The sequence below is a fragment of the Citrobacter sp. LUTT5 genome (assembly GCF_009905315.1).
Classification (GTDB): Bacteria; Pseudomonadota; Gammaproteobacteria; order Enterobacterales; family Enterobacteriaceae; genus Citrobacter; species Citrobacter freundii.
Genome location: NZ_CP047606.1, coordinates 2,041,051 through 2,057,380, shown reverse-complemented (window position 1 = coordinate 2,057,380; position 16,330 = coordinate 2,041,051). Strand labels below are relative to the sequence as shown.

The window sequence follows — 16,330 nt, the reverse complement described above, 5'->3', positions numbered from 1 at the left end:
GTAGCCTAATGTGAACCGCACGGCGCTGCTTTGCGCTAACGCAGGTTTATCCGCAGATAAATGTCATTTGTTATACATCTTAATGGTCAAAAACATCGTAAACATTAATGTACAACCATTGTAACGGCGATTTGACGAACATAGCGTTTTGCCTTAACCTGCGCCGCAGATATAACCGTTGATTATCTCTGGGACAGAGGAAAGCGTGAAAAACAGAACCCTGGGTAGTATTTTTATCGTGGCGGGAACCACGATTGGTGCCGGTATGTTGGCAATGCCGTTGGCTGCGGCAGGCGTGGGGTTTAGCGTCACGTTGGTATTGTTAGTCAGTCTTTGGGCGTTGATGTGCTACACCGCGCTGCTGCTGCTTGAAGTATATCAACATGTCCCGGCAGACACCGGGCTGGGTACACTGGCAAAACGTTATCTTGGTCGTTACGGACAATGGATAACGGGCTTTAGCATGATGTTTTTAATGTATGCCCTGACGGCGGCGTACATCAGTGGTGCAGGTGAACTGCTGGCCTCCAGCATCAGCGACTGGACCGGAGCAAATATATCTCCGACAACAGGCGTACTGCTGTTCACCTTTGTTGCCGGTGGCGTGGTTTGTGTTGGGACCTCGCTGGTTGATCTGTTCAACCGTCTGCTATTCAGCGCCAAGATAATCTTCCTGGTAGCGATGCTGGCTCTGTTAATGCCGCATATCCATAAAGTGAACCTGCTTACGCTGCCGCTGCAACAGGGGCTGGCGCTCTCCGCAATCCCGGTCATCTTCACCTCGTTCGGTTTTCACGGCAGTGTTCCCAGTATCGTCAGCTATATGAACGGTAACATCCGTAAACTGCGTTGGGTGTTTATTACGGGTAGCGCTATTCCACTGGTCGCCTATATCTTCTGGCAACTGGCGACGCTTGGCAGCATTAACTCGACAACGTTCATGGGGCTTTTAGCCAACCACGCAGGCTTAAACGGCTTATTGCAGGCATTGCGTGAAGTCGTGGCTTCGCCGCACGTCGAACTGGCGGTACATCTGTTTGCCGACCTCGCGCTGGCAACCTCTTTCCTCGGCGTTGCATTGGGATTATTTGACTACCTGGCTGACCTCTTCCAGCGCCGCAATACCGTAGCGGGAAGAATGCAAACCGGCGTGGTGACCTTCCTGCCGCCGCTGGCATTCGCGCTGTTCTATCCGCGTGGTTTTGTCATGGCATTAGGGTATGCGGGCGTTGCCCTGGCGGTGCTGGCGCTGCTCATTCCCTCGATGCTGGCCTGGCAGAGCAGAAAACATAATCCGCAGGCCAACTACCGCGTAGCCGGCGGTGCTCCGGCGCTGGCACTGGTATTTTTGTGCGGCATTGTGGTGATAGCAGTACAGTTTTCTATTGCAGCAGGATTACTACCAGAAGTAGGTTAAAACAAAGGGGCTTTCGCCCCTTTCTGTTAATGCAAACAGCACTGCTTATATTTCTTGCCGCTGCCACAGGGGCAAGGGTCATTGCGCCCTACTTTGGCATCCACTTTCACCGGTACTTTGACCGGCGTTTCCTGAGGATGCGCCATCCAGTAAGCATGCAGATCCAGCGCAGCCAGGCGGATGGCATCGACGCTCTCTTCAAACGCCTCAGGTGTCAATTTCTCAACCACCGCAAAGTTCTCTTCCGTACCGTGCAGCGCAATAGCCTCAAGTGCTGGTTTTAACGTGTCCGGTAACGCGGACCAGTCTGACAGTGCAACGCCGCGCATATAACCAAAGCACCACTCTTCAACGATGGTCAGTTCATGATCGTCAATTTCACGCAAACCAAACAACGGCTCAAACTGCTCAGGATATTCATCCAGACGATCGGCCGTATCCGCCATATGTTGAAACGCCAGGTTCATGAAACGCGTCATTTCTTTTTCGGAGGACCAGCGAGGGACATACTGCGCGCCCCCCCAAATAGCGACCAGCCACTGCTCTGGTTCAATTTCATACGGTGAACTCAGCACCGCCGTCAGCAAACCATCCAGTTCTGACACATCCAGAATAGCCTTGTCTGTATTGTACTTAGTCAGTACATCATCCAGCCATTCCAGTTCGCTCTCGTTTAATGGTCCCGTTTTCATAACGCTTTTCCTTAGTCAAAAAATCTTGCCTGTGATCATCCTACATGGCTGGAGGGATAACAGATACAAATGGGCATATGCGGCATACAGTTGCCGCCTGTTCAGGTTAACAGGAAACGAGGGGAATTCCGGAAGTTAACACACAAAAGAGAACACGAAGCCGCCGGGCATCATACCGGGAAAACACAATAAAACCACCCGCAGGTGATTTACTGTTGTTCAATGCGGTTGAGCGTTGCGGTATAGCCCGTTTTCGCTACCGCGTTAAGTAAAGTATCGGTTGGGAAACCTTCTGGCACAATCGCTTCTGCTTGTCGGGTTTTTAGGGAGGACTTTGCTTTAATCACGCCGTCGGTTTCACGTAGCGCCTGATTGACCGAAATAACGCATAGCGAGCAGGTCATATTTTGTATATCCAGCACCACTTTTTGATTGGTCGCCTGAGCCAACAGCGGCAGCAACAAGCATGCAACTAATGTGAAGATTTTCATTCAAATACCTCATAAAACCAGGCAACGAGCGTTGGATAAAAGAGCACCGGCAAAATCAACGCCAGCGCGCACCAGTAGAGAACGCGCGCTTGCTTCAGAGTTAGCCACCCGGAGCACCACAGCCGCCTGGAGAAATAGAGCCGCCAGAAAACATGCAGTAATAAGCCCAATGACACCAGCATCAAGGGAATTCGCAAAAACTCAAACTGGGTGAAAACAGCAAAGCTCGCCGCCGAAATACCAAACAGCAGGTAGAGCAGCGGTCCAACGCAGCATAAGCCAGCGGTGACGGCAGCTACCGCGGCCGTCAACAGGGTGAGTCCCGCCCCTTTAGCGTTGTTCTGTGGCAACATAGCTGTAGGAGAACGCTTTAGGATCGTAGAAATTGATCGGATCGCCATCGACTTCAGCGTAAGGATAGCCAAAGTTGTTCATGGCTCCCTGCTCCGTTGCCGGATACAGCTCGAAATCACGCCCGTAGTTGAATCCAACCCAGTTCATTTCCCAGTTGCCAAACAGGTAAGTGTTTACCGCCTGGACATCAGCGTCCTGATGCGATTTTTTCTCTGCAAGACGCATTTTGGTCACATCAGCAGGATCGCAAGGTAACCAACCGTAACCGGCCAGATAGAACTCGGCACGACAATGTTGCCCACCGCTCACATCAGCAACGCCTGCGCTGTCTGCTTTGCCAAAAGCACTTTTCGAGTAACGTTCGAGCTTATTGGCTTTGCCCAGACGGATACCAAACAGTTCGCGCGCCGGAATGCCGCTGGCCCGCGCCAGAGCCACAAAAACGGAGCTCATGTCGGTGCATTTTCCTTTGAGCTTACCGCTTTTTAAGATCTCCGCTACATCCCCCGTGCCGCAGCCGATAACGTCGTTATCGCGCTCCATATGGCTACTCACCCACTCGTAAATCAGGCGTGCTTTTTTCAGCGGATCCTGCTCATTACCGGTGATTTTACGTGCGGTTTCCAGAACCAGCCCATCAACTGGGGTATGTGCTGTTGGCAAAAGGTACGGTTTTACATCCTGCGGATAAATAACCTGCTCCGGCGCTTGCCAGGTTTTCAACGCGTCTTGCTTCAGCGGTTCCCAGTCGGCGGTTTCAATGTCGATATCAACGTTAATCAACAGTTCACCCTGCGAGTCAGGCCAGGTGGCAAACAGCGTTTTCGCGCCATAAGTATTATTAGTGGTGACATACGCTTGCTTATAGTTTCCGCTAAAGGCAAGCGCCGTCATTTGTTGAAACGCGGTATCTACAGGAAGCGGGATCCACAGTTTCACTACACCGCTCGAGCCCTTAGGAGGGTTAAGTTTATAGGTCTGGGATAACACAAAGCGCCGACGCGCGACTGGTGCAACGGATGGCTCAGCGGCGTGAACCGTCTGACTAATAACCGCAGGACCGACTAAACCGGCGGCCGAAAGGAGAACGCTATTTTTGAGAAATTGTCGACGTTGCATTGCTGTCTGTCCATGTTGTAAGAGTTGAGCTACGGCTAAGAAGGTAAAAACCGTATACGATCATCACAGCAGACAGACGCTGACATAAAAAGGTGAGCCGATGGAGGTTATTCATCAATAACAGACCTGTTAACTGTGAATGAAATAAGATACTACAAGGTCGCTATTAAGCCATTTACAGGCAAAAAAGTACAGCAGTGAGCGGATATCAATCTGCCAGCCCCCTTCTTATGAAACAAACTCAGCGTAAATCCTGTCTATATTTAACTGCAGCCATAGCGGAAACAACCCTACCCCTAAATCCCGTTTCTTATCTTTGGAGGACATAAAAATGGCAATGAGAATACTGTCTATCGATGGTGGCGGGATCAGAGGCATCCTTCCGGGTATGCTACTTGTGGCACTGGAGAAGAAATTGCAGGATATATCACAAAATCCTGCCGCCAGAATTGCGGATTACTTCGATCTCGTTGCCGGTACCAGTACCGGGGCCATTCTGTGTTCTGCTTACGTTTGCCCTGATGCGAAAGGAAAGCCCAAGTTCTCCGCTCAGGAAGCCGTCAATTTCTATCTTCAGGATGGGGATGAAATTTTTGATGTCGGCGTCTGGAAAACAATCAGTTCACTGGGTGGTGCTAGCGATGAAAAATATTCTGCAAAGGAGCTGGAGAGGGTATTAAAAACAGCATTTGGTGAAACAAAAATCAGTGAATTATTAAGACCAACCTGCTTTGTTTCTTATGACGTGAGCAGTCGTCTTCCTGTTATTTTCAAACAACACTCCGCCCTCGCCAAGAATCGGGACTTCCTGGTCAGGGATGCTTTACGGGGTACCTCAGCAGCTCCCACCTATTTCGAGGCAGCGCGTATTTATTCATTACCCCCGGTACCCGAAAAATTTGTCCTGGTTGATGGCGGTGTGGTGGCAAACGACCCGGCACTCTGCGCCTATTCCGAAGCGATTAAATTCAGTAATGTCGCTGGCATTAAGGATATGATTATTGTCTCACTGGGCACTGGCAAGAAATTGCAGGGGTATTCTTATTCCGAAGTTAAGGACTGGGGCCCCTTTGGCTGGGCAAAACCGGCTATTGATATCGCGCTAGAGGGGGGGCCACAGATGACCGCGTATTATCTGCAACAAATTGCCTCAACGGTAAAAACTCTAAATACTACAGAATTCAGCCTGAACTATACGGCGCCGATCCAACGCTGGATAACGCATCGCGTGAAAACTTAGAACTTCTGCGCAAGGCAGGCCTACAAAATGCCGCCGTGTATGATAAGAAATTGACTGAGATCGCTAAGTTATTAATCAGTAGTGGAGGCAATTTTAAATATCAGGACGCTAATTAATCCTCAACGCTGACTGAACTCAAAATATATGTACATTCGTTGCCAGCTTACGGGCTAACCCTCTGGCCCCTTCGCGCATGACCGTATCGTGATTCCAGCGAAAAACGGGTGCCGCCAGCGGGGCCAGGTAATTCATCCAACGAATTGTGGTGCGAACATTCCAGTCATATCTGACGATGGTCTCAGCGCCACTGGCAGAAAAATACCACACACCTCGCCCTTCTACCGCCCCACTGGCTTGTCCCTCAAGCAGCGAGCAAGGCAGAATATTTAACACGTTGATGTCAAAGGTTAAGCGATAGGGAAGCGCTCCTTTCCAGGTATAACGATGCAGCGCCCCAATGCCCTGTACATCACCTTTTTTAATTTCAACAATGCGTTCCAGACTTTCCCACCATTCAGGCCACTGATCGGGATGAGAAAAAACATCCCATACCTCCTGAATAGAAGCCTCAACCCGCCAGACGGTGGAAAACTGATAGTCAGCCATAATACAGCCTCCTTCAGGGTGAGAAGAAATTGGCAGGAAAACGGATATTAATGACAAAAGCATCCAGAAGCACAGTTTCTAATCGCTGCCCATCTGGCGCATAGCTGATCACTTTGGCAGGGAGTCCGTGATAATTATCCAGCCAGACATCATAGCGGTGAACACCATCAACCACCATTGTTCCAGGCCCAACCACAGATACGTGCGTCGTCGCCCGTCCTGCAAGGTTTTCCTTACCAACAGTGGTCATTGTCCCTTCGCGTTGCAGATGACGAATATTGCCCAACAACACGCCGATATCAGAGCGATCCACCCGATGACCACGCTCATCCTGGATCAATGAATTAGTAGGCGACAGGCGCAAAATAGGCAAAGAACCCACACCAAATGGCCATAACGTCACTTTACCGCTGACAGGATTAAAGATAAGCACCGCTCCTGAATGCGGTTGGGTAAAATCCATCCGCACATACCCAGGCTTTTGAAAGCTATAGCGAATAATTTTGCTTTCATCGGATGGCGACGAAGAGCGCATCATGACCTGATAAGACGTCAGGTTTTTAAATGACTGTTGAGAAAATGCGATGGGATCCATAGACCTGGCATTCTGCGAAAAGATATTCCCTTTTTCCACCGAATATGCTGCGCAACTAAAGGTGAGCAATGCTGCGAACATGACTATCGGGGAAGATGAAATGTTCATAGCTGCCCCCTGAACCAGTGCGATTGGCAAACAGGAGTTATCACCTGCCAACTGTTTTTATTATAGTTCTTAACTGCGCGGCACTACTCTTCCGGCCCTCAGACTCAGTATGGACAGCAGGTTTAAATTATTGGTTTTCTTTTCAGTTGAGATGACAACATAAAGCTATACTTTAATAGCTATACTTTTAATAGGTATTAATCATGAAACTGCCATCGGTATTTTCATGCGCCGTTCTCATATTACTGCTGCTGTCGTCATCTTCTGCCACATCCAGCACGTTACAAAACCAGGCCGTCAGAGAGCAAGAGTTAAGCGCGGCACTTCAAGCCGGTAATGGCGTGATCATCATTGGCGGGACGGATGATTTCGTTTTCACGTTCAGGGCACGAAACCGAATCCACAGACATCTGGCGATACAGGATGACTTTGGCGATCCCATCCTGATGAATGGTTTCCAGGACCACAACTATAATCCCGCCCGCGATGGTTTTATCAACAACCCTGCCCGAGGGGGCTTTTTGTTTAACGCGCCGATTCGGCGATAGATTGATGTGCAATAGTGAGTTCTATGCTTGTAAAAAACAGGCACAAAAAAACCACCCGTAGGTGGTTTCACGACACTGCTTATTGCTTTGATTATTCTGTTCTTTCCCATGGTACCCGGAGTGGGACTTGAACCCACACAGCGCGAACGCCGAGGGATTTTAAATCATGCGTGTTATCTATAGTAATCAACAAGTTAAAGGATTATTTCACCATTAATTCATTTTTTTATTATCTGAACATTCAAAAGGTTACCGCTAACCACCGGACCCCAATGGTGAAGCTTTTACAGTTGTGAAGATCCGCTGTGCGAGACTACCTGAGCCCTATTCAACATAATCTGATGAAGTGATCCTACTAACCCAATCAAACATGATTTGCATATGGTTGCCTTCAGGTACTTTAATTCCAACATGGCAAGCATTAACACCAGTGGTATCACCTACAATAATTCTGCCATCAAGCATATAAACCCTGATGCCAACCCCTTGCTTGAAACACTTATTGCATATCGAAAAGAAATCCTGCTTTGTTGGCTTATGTGGCTGGGTATTGAATGTTCCGTTCATCACTAACGCAGTACAAATATCAGAGTTATCATTTAGCTCTTCAAGAGAGGCAAGAGACTCAAGTTTTACTTCAATTCTGTTGCTTCCTTTGGGAACATCTGACGCCAGAATTAAGTTCTCATTCTGATTGAATTTTGAGATGTAACCAATGATCGACTGCCCATTGCAGCTAACCATCTTAACCGGACAATCATGAAAACGCAGAAACTGTATCCGACGAGCGAACATTGAATAGTCACGTGGCCACTTTTCAGCCACTCGCCCATAAGAAATATCATTCATTATCAGAACATCCATTCAATCCTGAAAGCATTATTCTAAACGAAAAAAAACCCCGTGGAAGCGGGGTTTGCGCAGTAAGCGTAAATTAACGCAGCAGAGACAGGACGTTCTGCGTGGTCTGGTTAGCCTGTGCCAGTACAGAAGTACCTGCCTGTTGCAGAATGTTTGCACGAGACATGTTGGACACTTCGGTCGCGTAGTCAGCATCTTCGATACGGCTACGGGCTTCAGACAGGTTGTTTACGGTGTTACCCAGGTTGGTAATGGTAGAGTTGAAACGGTTCTGTACCGCACCCAGGTCGGAACGCAGGTCAGCAACTTTCGCCAGAGCCGCGTCGATTTTAGCCAGCGGGCTTTCGGTAGTAGCAGTCGCAATTTCATTCACTTTAGGTTCAGTTTTGAAATTGTGATTTTTTACTTTCTCTGCAAGATAGTCCTTACCACCTACAGTAGCAATTTCGGTTTTACCATTGACACCGCCGAGTTGAACTGCAGCAGTCTGAGACTTACCATCCTTATCAGTATATGCTACTTCTTTAATGGATATTTTGTTAGATTCGTCAACTGATGCAGCATAATATTTTCCGCTAGCAGTTTTCAGCGCATAACCGCCATCAATTGCTTTATCATTTTTATCAGTAAAGGACACCTTAACCAAAGTTGCGGAAGTTGCTTCTGCATTGGAAACCCCGCCTTTTTCGAGAGCAGCTTTTGCCGCAGTAAGGTCAGGCGTTACTTTTTCTTGCAGTTTGGTAACGACTTTAGCGCCAGCAGGAGCTGTGTCCTTAGTAGTATCTGTCAAGGTTACTTTGCCATCGCTAGCAACAGTAACTTCATATGTACCACTCTTTGTTGCGTCGCCAGTAGCTGTTACTTCTCCATAGTATTTATTTGTAGCAGCATCAAATTTAACATCTCCCAAGGCTGCTGCCGTTACTGATCCACCCAACTTACCTGTTGCATCAGCATTAAAACCAGTGGTAACAAATGCAGTAGCGGAGTCTTTGTATCCCAAGTTAAGATCTGCTGCAACGTCAGTAGCATCATATTTTTTCTGCACGTTCAGTGAATCCAGCCCCAGGGTTTTGGAGTTGATTTCTTGCAGGTTGATATCGATGGTTTCGCCATCGTTGGCACCAACCTGGATGGTCAGGGTGTTGTCTTTGGCCAGCACTTTCACGCCGTTGAACTGGGTCTGACCAGATACGCGATCGATTTCGTTCAGACGCTGAGTGATTTCAGCCTGGATGGAATCGAGGTCAGACTGGGAGTTGGTACCGGTAGAAGACTGAACCGCCAGCTCACGAACACGCTGCAGGTTGTTGTTGATTTCAGACAGAGAACCTTCAGTGGTCTGCGCGATGGAGATACCATCGTTGGCGTTACGGGACGCCTGAGTCAGACCTTTGATGTTAGAGGTGAAGCGGTTAGCAATCGCCTGACCTGCAGCATCGTCTTTCGCGCTGTTGATACGCAGACCGGAAGACAGACGCTCAATAGCGGAGCTCAGAGAAGACTGAGATTTGTTCAGGTTGTTCTGGGTCAACAGCGACAGGCTGTTTGTATTGATAACTTGTGCCATAAAATATTCCTTTTTGGTTATTACGCCAGGCTTGCCTGTGTCATTCAAGTTATCGTCATCAATCAATTAAACTTTACTATTTTTTTTAATCTCAACAACCAACTGTTTCCAAAAGAACTTAAACAAAACCTACTCTTAAATCAGGTGGATTACATCTTTTTTTTGCTCCTTTTGCGAGGGCATCGTTCTTAAAAAATGCAAAATACATACGACACAGAAACTGTCACTCTCCGTAATCACTCGAAATTAATTTCCTTGCTAAGAATCATTTTTAATCAGCACTAAATTAATCATTGTTAATGCCGATACTCAACTCGCACATAATAAATTTGAACACAAAATTAGCATGTCATTGCCCGCCCGTGCGGGCTTTTTTGTTTTTGCCATCACATGACGGGACAGTCATCAAACTCCCCCAGCCTTGCATCATTAATGATGTAGGTGATCACCCCGAATATAGCGGGTGCAGAACTGTAACCGTCATCATCTGCTGGCAGCGATTCCATTCTCCCGTTATCCAGATTAACCAGGTGGGGCTGAGGATGAGTCCGATATCGCTTGATCCTGAATTCTCCGTCTATCGCGCATATCAGCAGCGAGCCATCGCAGGCAGTAAGGGACGCATCTACCACAAGCAGCGCCCCCTGCAGTATCCCTTCTCTGAAATGTGAACGAGATGCCCGCATGAAATAAGTCGCTGCGGGCTGGCTGATTAGCTGCTGGTCGAGGGAGATCCTTGTTTCAACGTAATCTGCCGCAGGTGAAGGAAAGCCCATGTTTACGCCCTCTCTTGAATACCGGATAAAAACACAGTATAAATACTGTATATCCATCCAGTAAAGAGGCAATAGGCAATGTTCGTGGAACTCGTTTATGACAAAAGGAATTTTGATGGTCTGCCAGGTGCAAAAGATATCATTCTGGGCGAATTGACCAGGAGGGTTCACCGGATCTTCCCCGATGCTGATGTTCGGGTTAAACCGATGATGACACTGCCGGCGATCAACACTGACGCCAGCAAGCATGAGAAGGAACAGATAAGCCGTACTGTTCAGGAAATGTTTGAAGAGGCTGATATGTGGCTGGTTTCAGATTAAACGCCTTGAACCGTCATATTGCTTAAGTACAATCCGCAGCGACTGGCAATCATTCAATACTCACACTATCGAACGTTAGCCAGTCGGTCGCAGCCATGCTCTTGCATACGGCGTGGCTGCGGCACCTGTCAATTTGTCCTACTGAGCCTCCTGCTGATTTTGCAGGCGTTCAAGTTCAGCTTTTATCATAGCCTCCTGTGACTCTTTCGCCTCTCTTAGTCTCTGTTGCCAGATGCTGTCTTCCGGCATTTCCACACGTACGGAAACATAAGAATCCGCCGGGATGTCGACTGGCTCACCGTCAGCTACTGTCTCAGTAAATACACCGTTAATATCAGTGTTCCCTATTCTGTTCTGAGCAAACGGTGGGGCTGAGGGATAAACCCGGTGATATGTCCTGACCAAGATTGAACCATCAGCATTGACTTTGTAATCCAGCCAGATGCGGGGCTGCTTGTTTCTGTCGACTGGGATTTCGAAACCACCATCGATACCCCCCCATGCTGCATCAGAACTCAGACCGATACATCCGTTTATGAGATACTCGCCCTTCGCAGTCCTGATGACAGAGACTCCTTCCGATTCCTCATTGGTAGTAAATTTTCCGCTTCCAAAAATATTGACGATCGGTGATGCCTGCTTGATAAAACCGTTGCTGTCTACGGTTGTATTTGCCTCAGTTCTTAATTTATAAAATCGGGAGAAATACCATGCACCACCAGCCAGTGCTGCCCCACGGAAACCGATATTAATACCCTTACAGGCAATCTGAAAAGATGTATCAGCCCCTGACTGATCATGCCATCCCCGGTTATTAATCAGCCCGACTGCATCCGTGGCACCAAACCCAGATTGTGGGAGACTCGAACCTTTTGTCAGTCCTCCTGATATCCCCTTTGGATAATTCTCCATCGAATCATATGCAGAGATTAAACGAAAATCAGTCACAGCCTGCATGGCTATAAGCTTTTCCCCTGACTGGTAATTTTTTAATGAATCATCGGCATCTCTTGTCGCTGCCGATTTCAGTTCCAGCGCCTGCCGTCCACCTGCAGCATCTTTCGCCCCCGTCCCACCCTGGGTAAGTGACAACGGGGTAGTGAGCCCGGTAAGGCTGGTAATGTCAGAGTTATCACCTTTCTTTGCCAGGCCACTCAGTGTGGACGCAATACCGCCCCATGCTGGTCCGGTGAATGAACTGCCATCCGGCAATTTTACCGTGACATCTCCGCTGCTGCTGAATACCTGCTGCCAGTTCTGTTTGTCGTAATTCAGACCGAGAAGCGCCTGGGTATTCTGAACGACCATTGCGGCAGTAACCATATTCAGCGCCACACGAGGAACGGCATCCCAGGCCAGGTTATTTGCTGTCGGACCAGTAAAGGCACTGACCAGTGTCAGCGAATCATTGCTCTCAATGGATTTTACCGGAAGGGTGTAGGCTATGCCGCCCACCACAGAAACGACAAAGTCGCCAGGCTGAAGCGTCGTACTAAAAGAGGTCTGATAGCCAAGAACTGTTGCTGAGTTATGAGTTAACTGAATAACACCTGCAGACATGGTGGTTCCTTAATACATGTTCGGAAGAATAAGAATGGGCATGGCGATATTTCTGTTACGGGTCATATCCCATGCACCAGAATTGCGGTCCGCAAATACTTTGTTGTAGGCTGACCGGACGCTACCGCCAGACATGACCACGCCTTTGGTTCTGATATTTCCCCATCCACCTATCATTCGTACCTGAACGCCGGTATAGACTATCTGGCAGAATCCACCGCCAATATCCTGAAATGCGTCAGTAATCTGAATTTGGCGGTCATAGACAAACGGGCGTTTCAGCGTGGAGAACGTGACCTGGCCTGCGGCGTTGGTCATTGTGATACCGTCGCCACCGACTGGTGCTGTCTGATTGAATATCACCAGGTCTATCGTCGCCGTTCCGGCCACATCGTCCCGCCCGGTGTAGGAAATATCGCGAACGATGATATTGCCGCCATCAAACCCCACCGACACATTCGGGTTATCCCATTTACCGAAAGGAATACCGCCCACCGGAAGCGGCGCGCTGCCGTTAACCGTAATGCGCCCGGAATAAGCGCAGGTCATCAGCGCGGCCTGATTGGATATGGCGGTGAAGTCAGTCGAGTTTGAAACAAACAGCCCTTCGTTATAAGTTACCGCGGGCAGCAGCTCCATGACGTAGCCTGACCAATCCGGAGTAAGGGCTTTACCACCGATTGTCTCAGCACCAATGATGACCCCGGCGTCCCCGTTTCTGGTGACTCCTGTCATAATGGCCACATCAAATTCAGCGAAGGAATAGATGTAAATGGGATTGGTGGGCACCACGATAGCCAGTGAGCCGGGAACAAGTGGCGTATTGACCGGGTACTGCATTGACTGGGATGACCAGCCCGAGAACGTTGTGCAAAAACTGGGGGCACGCAACCCCGCAGTAATTGCCATCACCGGACGGCCGTCGTTGTAATTAATAAAAATCCCCTCCGACATTATTACCCCCTGAATGTGCCGATCTGAACATTCCCACCATTTGTCAGATTAACGAGAAGTCCATAACCATCGATTACGACTTTGTTATTTATCCCGTTAAAAGAGAAATTCCCGCTGTCGGCATAGAGTTTCCCATGCAATTCAGCGTTTCCATTTTTATCAATGCGCCAGCCAGCTGAGCCAGCAACGAAGTTATTCGACTGGATATAATTACCAATTTTTGCATTGGTAATACTGCCATCTTGAATTAGTGCATCACGGATAAATACCTGTCCGTTATAGACAAAGAACGCAGCAGTGTAGTTGCCCGGATCACTTCCGGAATAAATACCAAACTGATCAGCAGCAAAAACCACTGTGGATTTATAGCTGTTCCCCGATGGCTCAATCGACATACCGAACCCGGTGCTGTATTTCACTCCATTCCTGACAATGCCGAGATTAGTGACATAAGAAGCTTTTGCCGTTCCATCAATATTTACTTCAGCGGTCAGTTTCTGGTTAACCGCAGCAGTCAAAGTGCCTTCTGGTCCGATTGACGCCTGAACATAACTGGACAGGTCAGCGAGCCCCTGCTCGGCTGTCGCAACGGTTGTTTTAACCACTAGGATTTCAGCGCGAACTTCGCCGTACTGCATCCACTGATGTTCTACTGTGCCATGGTTCGCCAGTGCATTTTCCATAACGCCTTGCAGGTTAGTATCAACGCCATTTTTAACATTCTGGAACGCATCTGACTTCTGTATCCCGTCATCAATGAGATCGAACAAACCGCCTGTGTCCATAGAACACAATGCCGGAACCTCGATAAATCCGGAGGCGCCAAAGGCATTTATCGTCCTGATGTACCAGTAATAGGTATGGCCGATCTTTAACTGATTACTTGTCCAGGTCGTTCCCATCCCCTCGCGGCTGGAATTCCCTTCCACCGTGGCTGTTGAGGTGTTGGGTAGCTTTGTTTCGCCAGACGTCCAGAAATCGAACTGTGTGGAAACACTGGTAATTACAGCCAGACGCGGGATCAACGTGACGGCAAAGAAACCCTGTTCAATATCAACATGGGAAGGTGCTGGCGGGGCTTCGATACTGAATTCCAGATATCCTTCTGGCGACTCGGCTCCCATCTGGTTTACGGCAATAACGTGGGCTGTGTAGGTGTTTTTCGGTAACCCGGTAAGACGCGTAAACGTCCCCGGAACCTGGACGGACATGACCATTTGACCATTGCGGCGAATGATCACTTTGTTGTAAACCACCTGCCCGATATTCTGCCAGGACAAAATGCCCTGTACGACCTGACCGATTTCCTCCACGGTATATTTCAGGTTCTGCGGCTGCGCCACTCCGCCTGATGGCAACTGAGTGAACGGCGGTCGCTCAATCGGTTTACCAATGGCATCGCCCCAGACATCTGCCGTTTCCTGCTTCAGCGTCAGTTGCACACCGTTCTGCACGCCAAATTTCCAGTCCGTTACCCGCATCTCAACGTTAACAATACCGATAGACGGGAAATTCACCTTCACATACATTCCCGGACGGTAACGATATCCGCTCAGGTTCAACGTAACGTTCATGGTTCTGGCGATGCGGGTGCGCTTTAACTTCACGTCAGCCAGCCGCTGGGCCTGAAATTCAGAGGTCACAAATCGCAGCTTCATATCCTGCGATATTTCCACGCCGTCTTCCGTCACCCATTCACTGACAGACACTGATGGGAAATCCGCTTCGGTATAGCCCTGCTGCGGATCAACAAATGTCCCCTTGATAGTGTTAACACGTTCCGCCTGAGAGACTTCCGGCATGATTTCGATATCACCGGCCAGCTGGCTCTCAGTGATCACCTCTGTCGCAGGACCATAATAAGCCCCGACCAGAAGGCCATGTTTGCCCGCGGTATACGTTACATCCCCGGCGCATGCTGCCAGCATCCCTTCAAGAATACTGACCTTGTTTTCACTGAGATCGAACTCACCGTTGATGGTATAGCGCTTCTCAACGGTATTACCGCCAGTAATCACATCTTCATCACAGATATTCGCCGCGTCCTTAAACTGGTCCCAGAGAATATCGGTGTCGGGCACTTTCAGGTAATTGCGGTAATAGTCCAGGATAACCAGCGCCGCATTATTGCTGTAACCCGTTAAACCTGTGCGCGGGTCATAAATAGCCCGCCCCTGCTTTTCGACCTTGATGTTAGGGATACCTGCCGGGAATTTTTCAGCGTTGAACTTCAGGGATACGCGCAGCCAGGAGATCCCTTTCCCGATCATGTCTTCTTTCCATGACGGGCAGTTTTCCAGCATGTACGGGTCCGCCGTCTGGCGATTGGTGTGCAGCTCGAAAAAGGCATGCTCAGGATAGCTACTGATCGGCTCATCACCCAGCCAGACAGTCTGTACGCCGGATAACGGATGCCCCGCCAGGGCAATGGCCAGATGCAGCATTTCGCCATCATCCTGTTCGCCAGCCTGCTCTTCGGAAAAGAACAAAGTGCCCGCCGACGTTGAGCGACCGTAAACAACGGTTTTGGCACTGGCCGCAGCGCGCAGAACCTGTTTACGTTCAGACGTATCACGGTAGGAATTCAGCGACGGGGTCTTGGTCAGCGCCTGAGTGGCAATCTGTGCGGCGACGGTGATAACCATCGCAATGGCATACATTTCATTTGCCGCTGCCACACCTGCGGCAATGGTGGCAACAATAGGAACAGCAGCAGGCATTAACGCACCCTCCATACACTCAACGGTTTAACCCGCAGACTGACAAGACCATTTTCGCCAGGCACCCACACAACGCCGGAATACACCACCCCGGCACATCGCGCACCGGCATTTTCAACCACGGCAATATCCCCTCGCTGCGCCAGCTTCACCGGCACCTCATCGAGATAACGGGCCAGCACCTTTTCAAGCGAACCGCCACCGCGCAATATCGCCTTTTTAGCCCCATGCTCGCTGTCGTAGGTTCCGCGCCAGCCTGCCGCAAAATCCTCGCCGCACATGGCCTGAGCGCAGTCCGCCGCGAACAGGCAGCAGTCATGACTGCCCCATAAAAAAGGCCGCTTTTCAGCGGCCCTTATTACGGTGATTAATCTGTTATGCCAGTCCGGATGCTTCAT

General features: G+C 49.2%; 17 protein-coding genes. 4 read left to right on the top strand and 13 right to left on the bottom strand.

Annotated elements, in window-relative coordinates; genetic code table 11:
* Nucleotides 1-205 precede the first annotated feature (205 nt).
* Nucleotides 206-1,417, top strand: a complete 1,212-nt coding sequence (gene tyrP / locus GUC46_RS09830) for a tyrosine transporter TyrP (RefSeq protein WP_044711101.1) — start codon at nucleotides 206-208, stop codon at nucleotides 1,415-1,417.
* 26 nt (nucleotides 1,418-1,443) lie between these two features.
* On the opposite strand, the gene GUC46_RS09825 is transcribed toward tyrP, so the two are convergent.
* From GUC46_RS09825 to GUC46_RS09810, 4 genes are all read right to left on the bottom strand, one after another.
* Nucleotides 1,444-2,109: a YecA family protein gene (locus GUC46_RS09825; RefSeq protein WP_044701508.1), complete on the bottom strand. Its 666-nt coding sequence runs from the start codon at nucleotides 2,107-2,109 to the stop codon at nucleotides 1,444-1,446.
* Between the two features lie 209 nt (nucleotides 2,110-2,318).
* Nucleotides 2,319-2,600 carry a heavy-metal-associated domain-containing protein gene (locus GUC46_RS09820; protein WP_032936843.1) on the bottom strand — a complete coding sequence of 94 codons (282 nt, stop codon included), beginning with the start codon at nucleotides 2,598-2,600 and terminating at the stop codon, nucleotides 2,319-2,321.
* Entirely contained in the window at nucleotides 2,597-2,953 is a 357-nt protein-coding gene (locus GUC46_RS09815) for a mercuric transporter MerT family protein (RefSeq protein WP_044711102.1), read from the bottom strand. The genes GUC46_RS09820 and GUC46_RS09815 overlap by 4 nt, the downstream gene beginning before the upstream one ends.
* Nucleotides 2,931-4,073, bottom strand: coding sequence for a transglutaminase-like domain-containing protein (locus GUC46_RS09810; RefSeq protein WP_130714574.1), 1,143 nt, complete (start codon nucleotides 4,071-4,073; stop codon nucleotides 2,931-2,933). The genes GUC46_RS09815 and GUC46_RS09810 overlap by 23 nt, the downstream gene beginning before the upstream one ends.
* A gap of 331 nt (nucleotides 4,074-4,404) precedes the next feature.
* Between GUC46_RS09810 and GUC46_RS09805 the strand changes: the two genes are divergently transcribed.
* A complete protein-coding gene (locus GUC46_RS09805; RefSeq protein WP_236654166.1) occupies nucleotides 4,405-5,313 on the top strand; it encodes a patatin-like phospholipase family protein in 909 nt (302 codons plus the stop codon).
* A 135-nt stretch (nucleotides 5,314-5,448) separates the two neighbouring features.
* Here the strand turns inward: GUC46_RS09805 and GUC46_RS09800 are convergent, their stop codons facing one another.
* Both GUC46_RS09800 and GUC46_RS09795 read right to left on the bottom strand, forming a co-directional pair.
* Nucleotides 5,449-5,919, bottom strand: coding sequence for an SRPBCC family protein (locus tag GUC46_RS09800; protein WP_003839113.1), 471 nt, complete (start codon nucleotides 5,917-5,919; stop codon nucleotides 5,449-5,451).
* A gap of 13 nt (nucleotides 5,920-5,932) precedes the next feature.
* Nucleotides 5,933-6,622: a DUF1571 domain-containing protein gene (locus GUC46_RS09795; RefSeq protein WP_121540181.1), complete on the bottom strand. Its 690-nt coding sequence runs from the start codon at nucleotides 6,620-6,622 to the stop codon at nucleotides 5,933-5,935.
* Between the two features lie 203 nt (nucleotides 6,623-6,825).
* Here GUC46_RS09795 and GUC46_RS09790 point away from each other — a divergent pair, with 203 nt between their 5' ends.
* The gene (locus tag GUC46_RS09790) at nucleotides 6,826-7,170 is read left to right on the top strand and encodes a hypothetical protein (RefSeq protein ID WP_106902148.1); all 345 of its coding nucleotides are present in this window, start codon (nucleotides 6,826-6,828) and stop codon (nucleotides 7,168-7,170) included.
* Nucleotides 7,171-7,494: 324 nt separating this feature from the next.
* On the opposite strand, the gene GUC46_RS09785 is transcribed toward GUC46_RS09790, so the two are convergent.
* From GUC46_RS09785 to GUC46_RS09775, 3 genes are all read right to left on the bottom strand, one after another.
* On the bottom strand, nucleotides 7,495-8,019 hold the full coding sequence (locus GUC46_RS09785; RefSeq protein ID WP_130714572.1) for a phase 1 flagellin transcriptional repressor: 525 nt from the start codon (nucleotides 8,017-8,019) through the stop codon (nucleotides 7,495-7,497).
* An 85-nt stretch (nucleotides 8,020-8,104) separates the two neighbouring features.
* Nucleotides 8,105-9,601 (bottom strand): FliC/FljB family flagellin, encoded by a 1,497-nt coding sequence (locus tag GUC46_RS09780; protein ID WP_130714571.1) that lies wholly within the window; start codon nucleotides 9,599-9,601, stop codon nucleotides 8,105-8,107.
* A 386-nt stretch (nucleotides 9,602-9,987) separates the two neighbouring features.
* Nucleotides 9,988-10,434 (bottom strand): S24 family peptidase, encoded by a 447-nt coding sequence (locus GUC46_RS09775; RefSeq protein WP_225990944.1) that lies wholly within the window; start codon nucleotides 10,432-10,434, stop codon nucleotides 9,988-9,990.
* Nucleotides 10,435-10,455: 21 nt separating this feature from the next.
* Here GUC46_RS09775 and GUC46_RS09770 point away from each other — a divergent pair, with 21 nt between their 5' ends.
* Nucleotides 10,456-10,698, top strand: a complete 243-nt coding sequence (locus GUC46_RS09770; RefSeq protein WP_000497432.1) for a DinI family protein — start codon at nucleotides 10,456-10,458, stop codon at nucleotides 10,696-10,698.
* A 138-nt stretch (nucleotides 10,699-10,836) separates the two neighbouring features.
* Here GUC46_RS09770 and GUC46_RS09765 read toward each other — a convergent pair whose 3' ends face one another.
* From GUC46_RS09765 to GUC46_RS09750, 4 genes are read right to left on the bottom strand one after another with little or no spacing between them, the layout of a single operon-like run.
* A complete protein-coding gene (locus GUC46_RS09765) occupies nucleotides 10,837-12,258 on the bottom strand; it encodes a phage tail protein (protein WP_160180163.1) in 1,422 nt (473 codons plus the stop codon).
* 9 nt (nucleotides 12,259-12,267) lie between these two features.
* Complete coding sequence (locus GUC46_RS09760) at nucleotides 12,268-13,212, bottom strand: DUF6453 family protein (RefSeq protein ID WP_160180161.1); 945 nt, start codon at nucleotides 13,210-13,212, stop codon at nucleotides 12,268-12,270.
* A 2-nt stretch (nucleotides 13,213-13,214) separates the two neighbouring features.
* Entirely contained in the window at nucleotides 13,215-15,932 is a 2,718-nt protein-coding gene (locus tag GUC46_RS09755) for a DUF1983 domain-containing protein (protein ID WP_136346193.1), read from the bottom strand.
* Entirely contained in the window at nucleotides 15,932-16,330 is a 399-nt protein-coding gene (locus GUC46_RS09750; RefSeq protein WP_023993424.1) for a hypothetical protein, read from the bottom strand. The genes GUC46_RS09755 and GUC46_RS09750 overlap by 1 nt, the downstream gene beginning before the upstream one ends.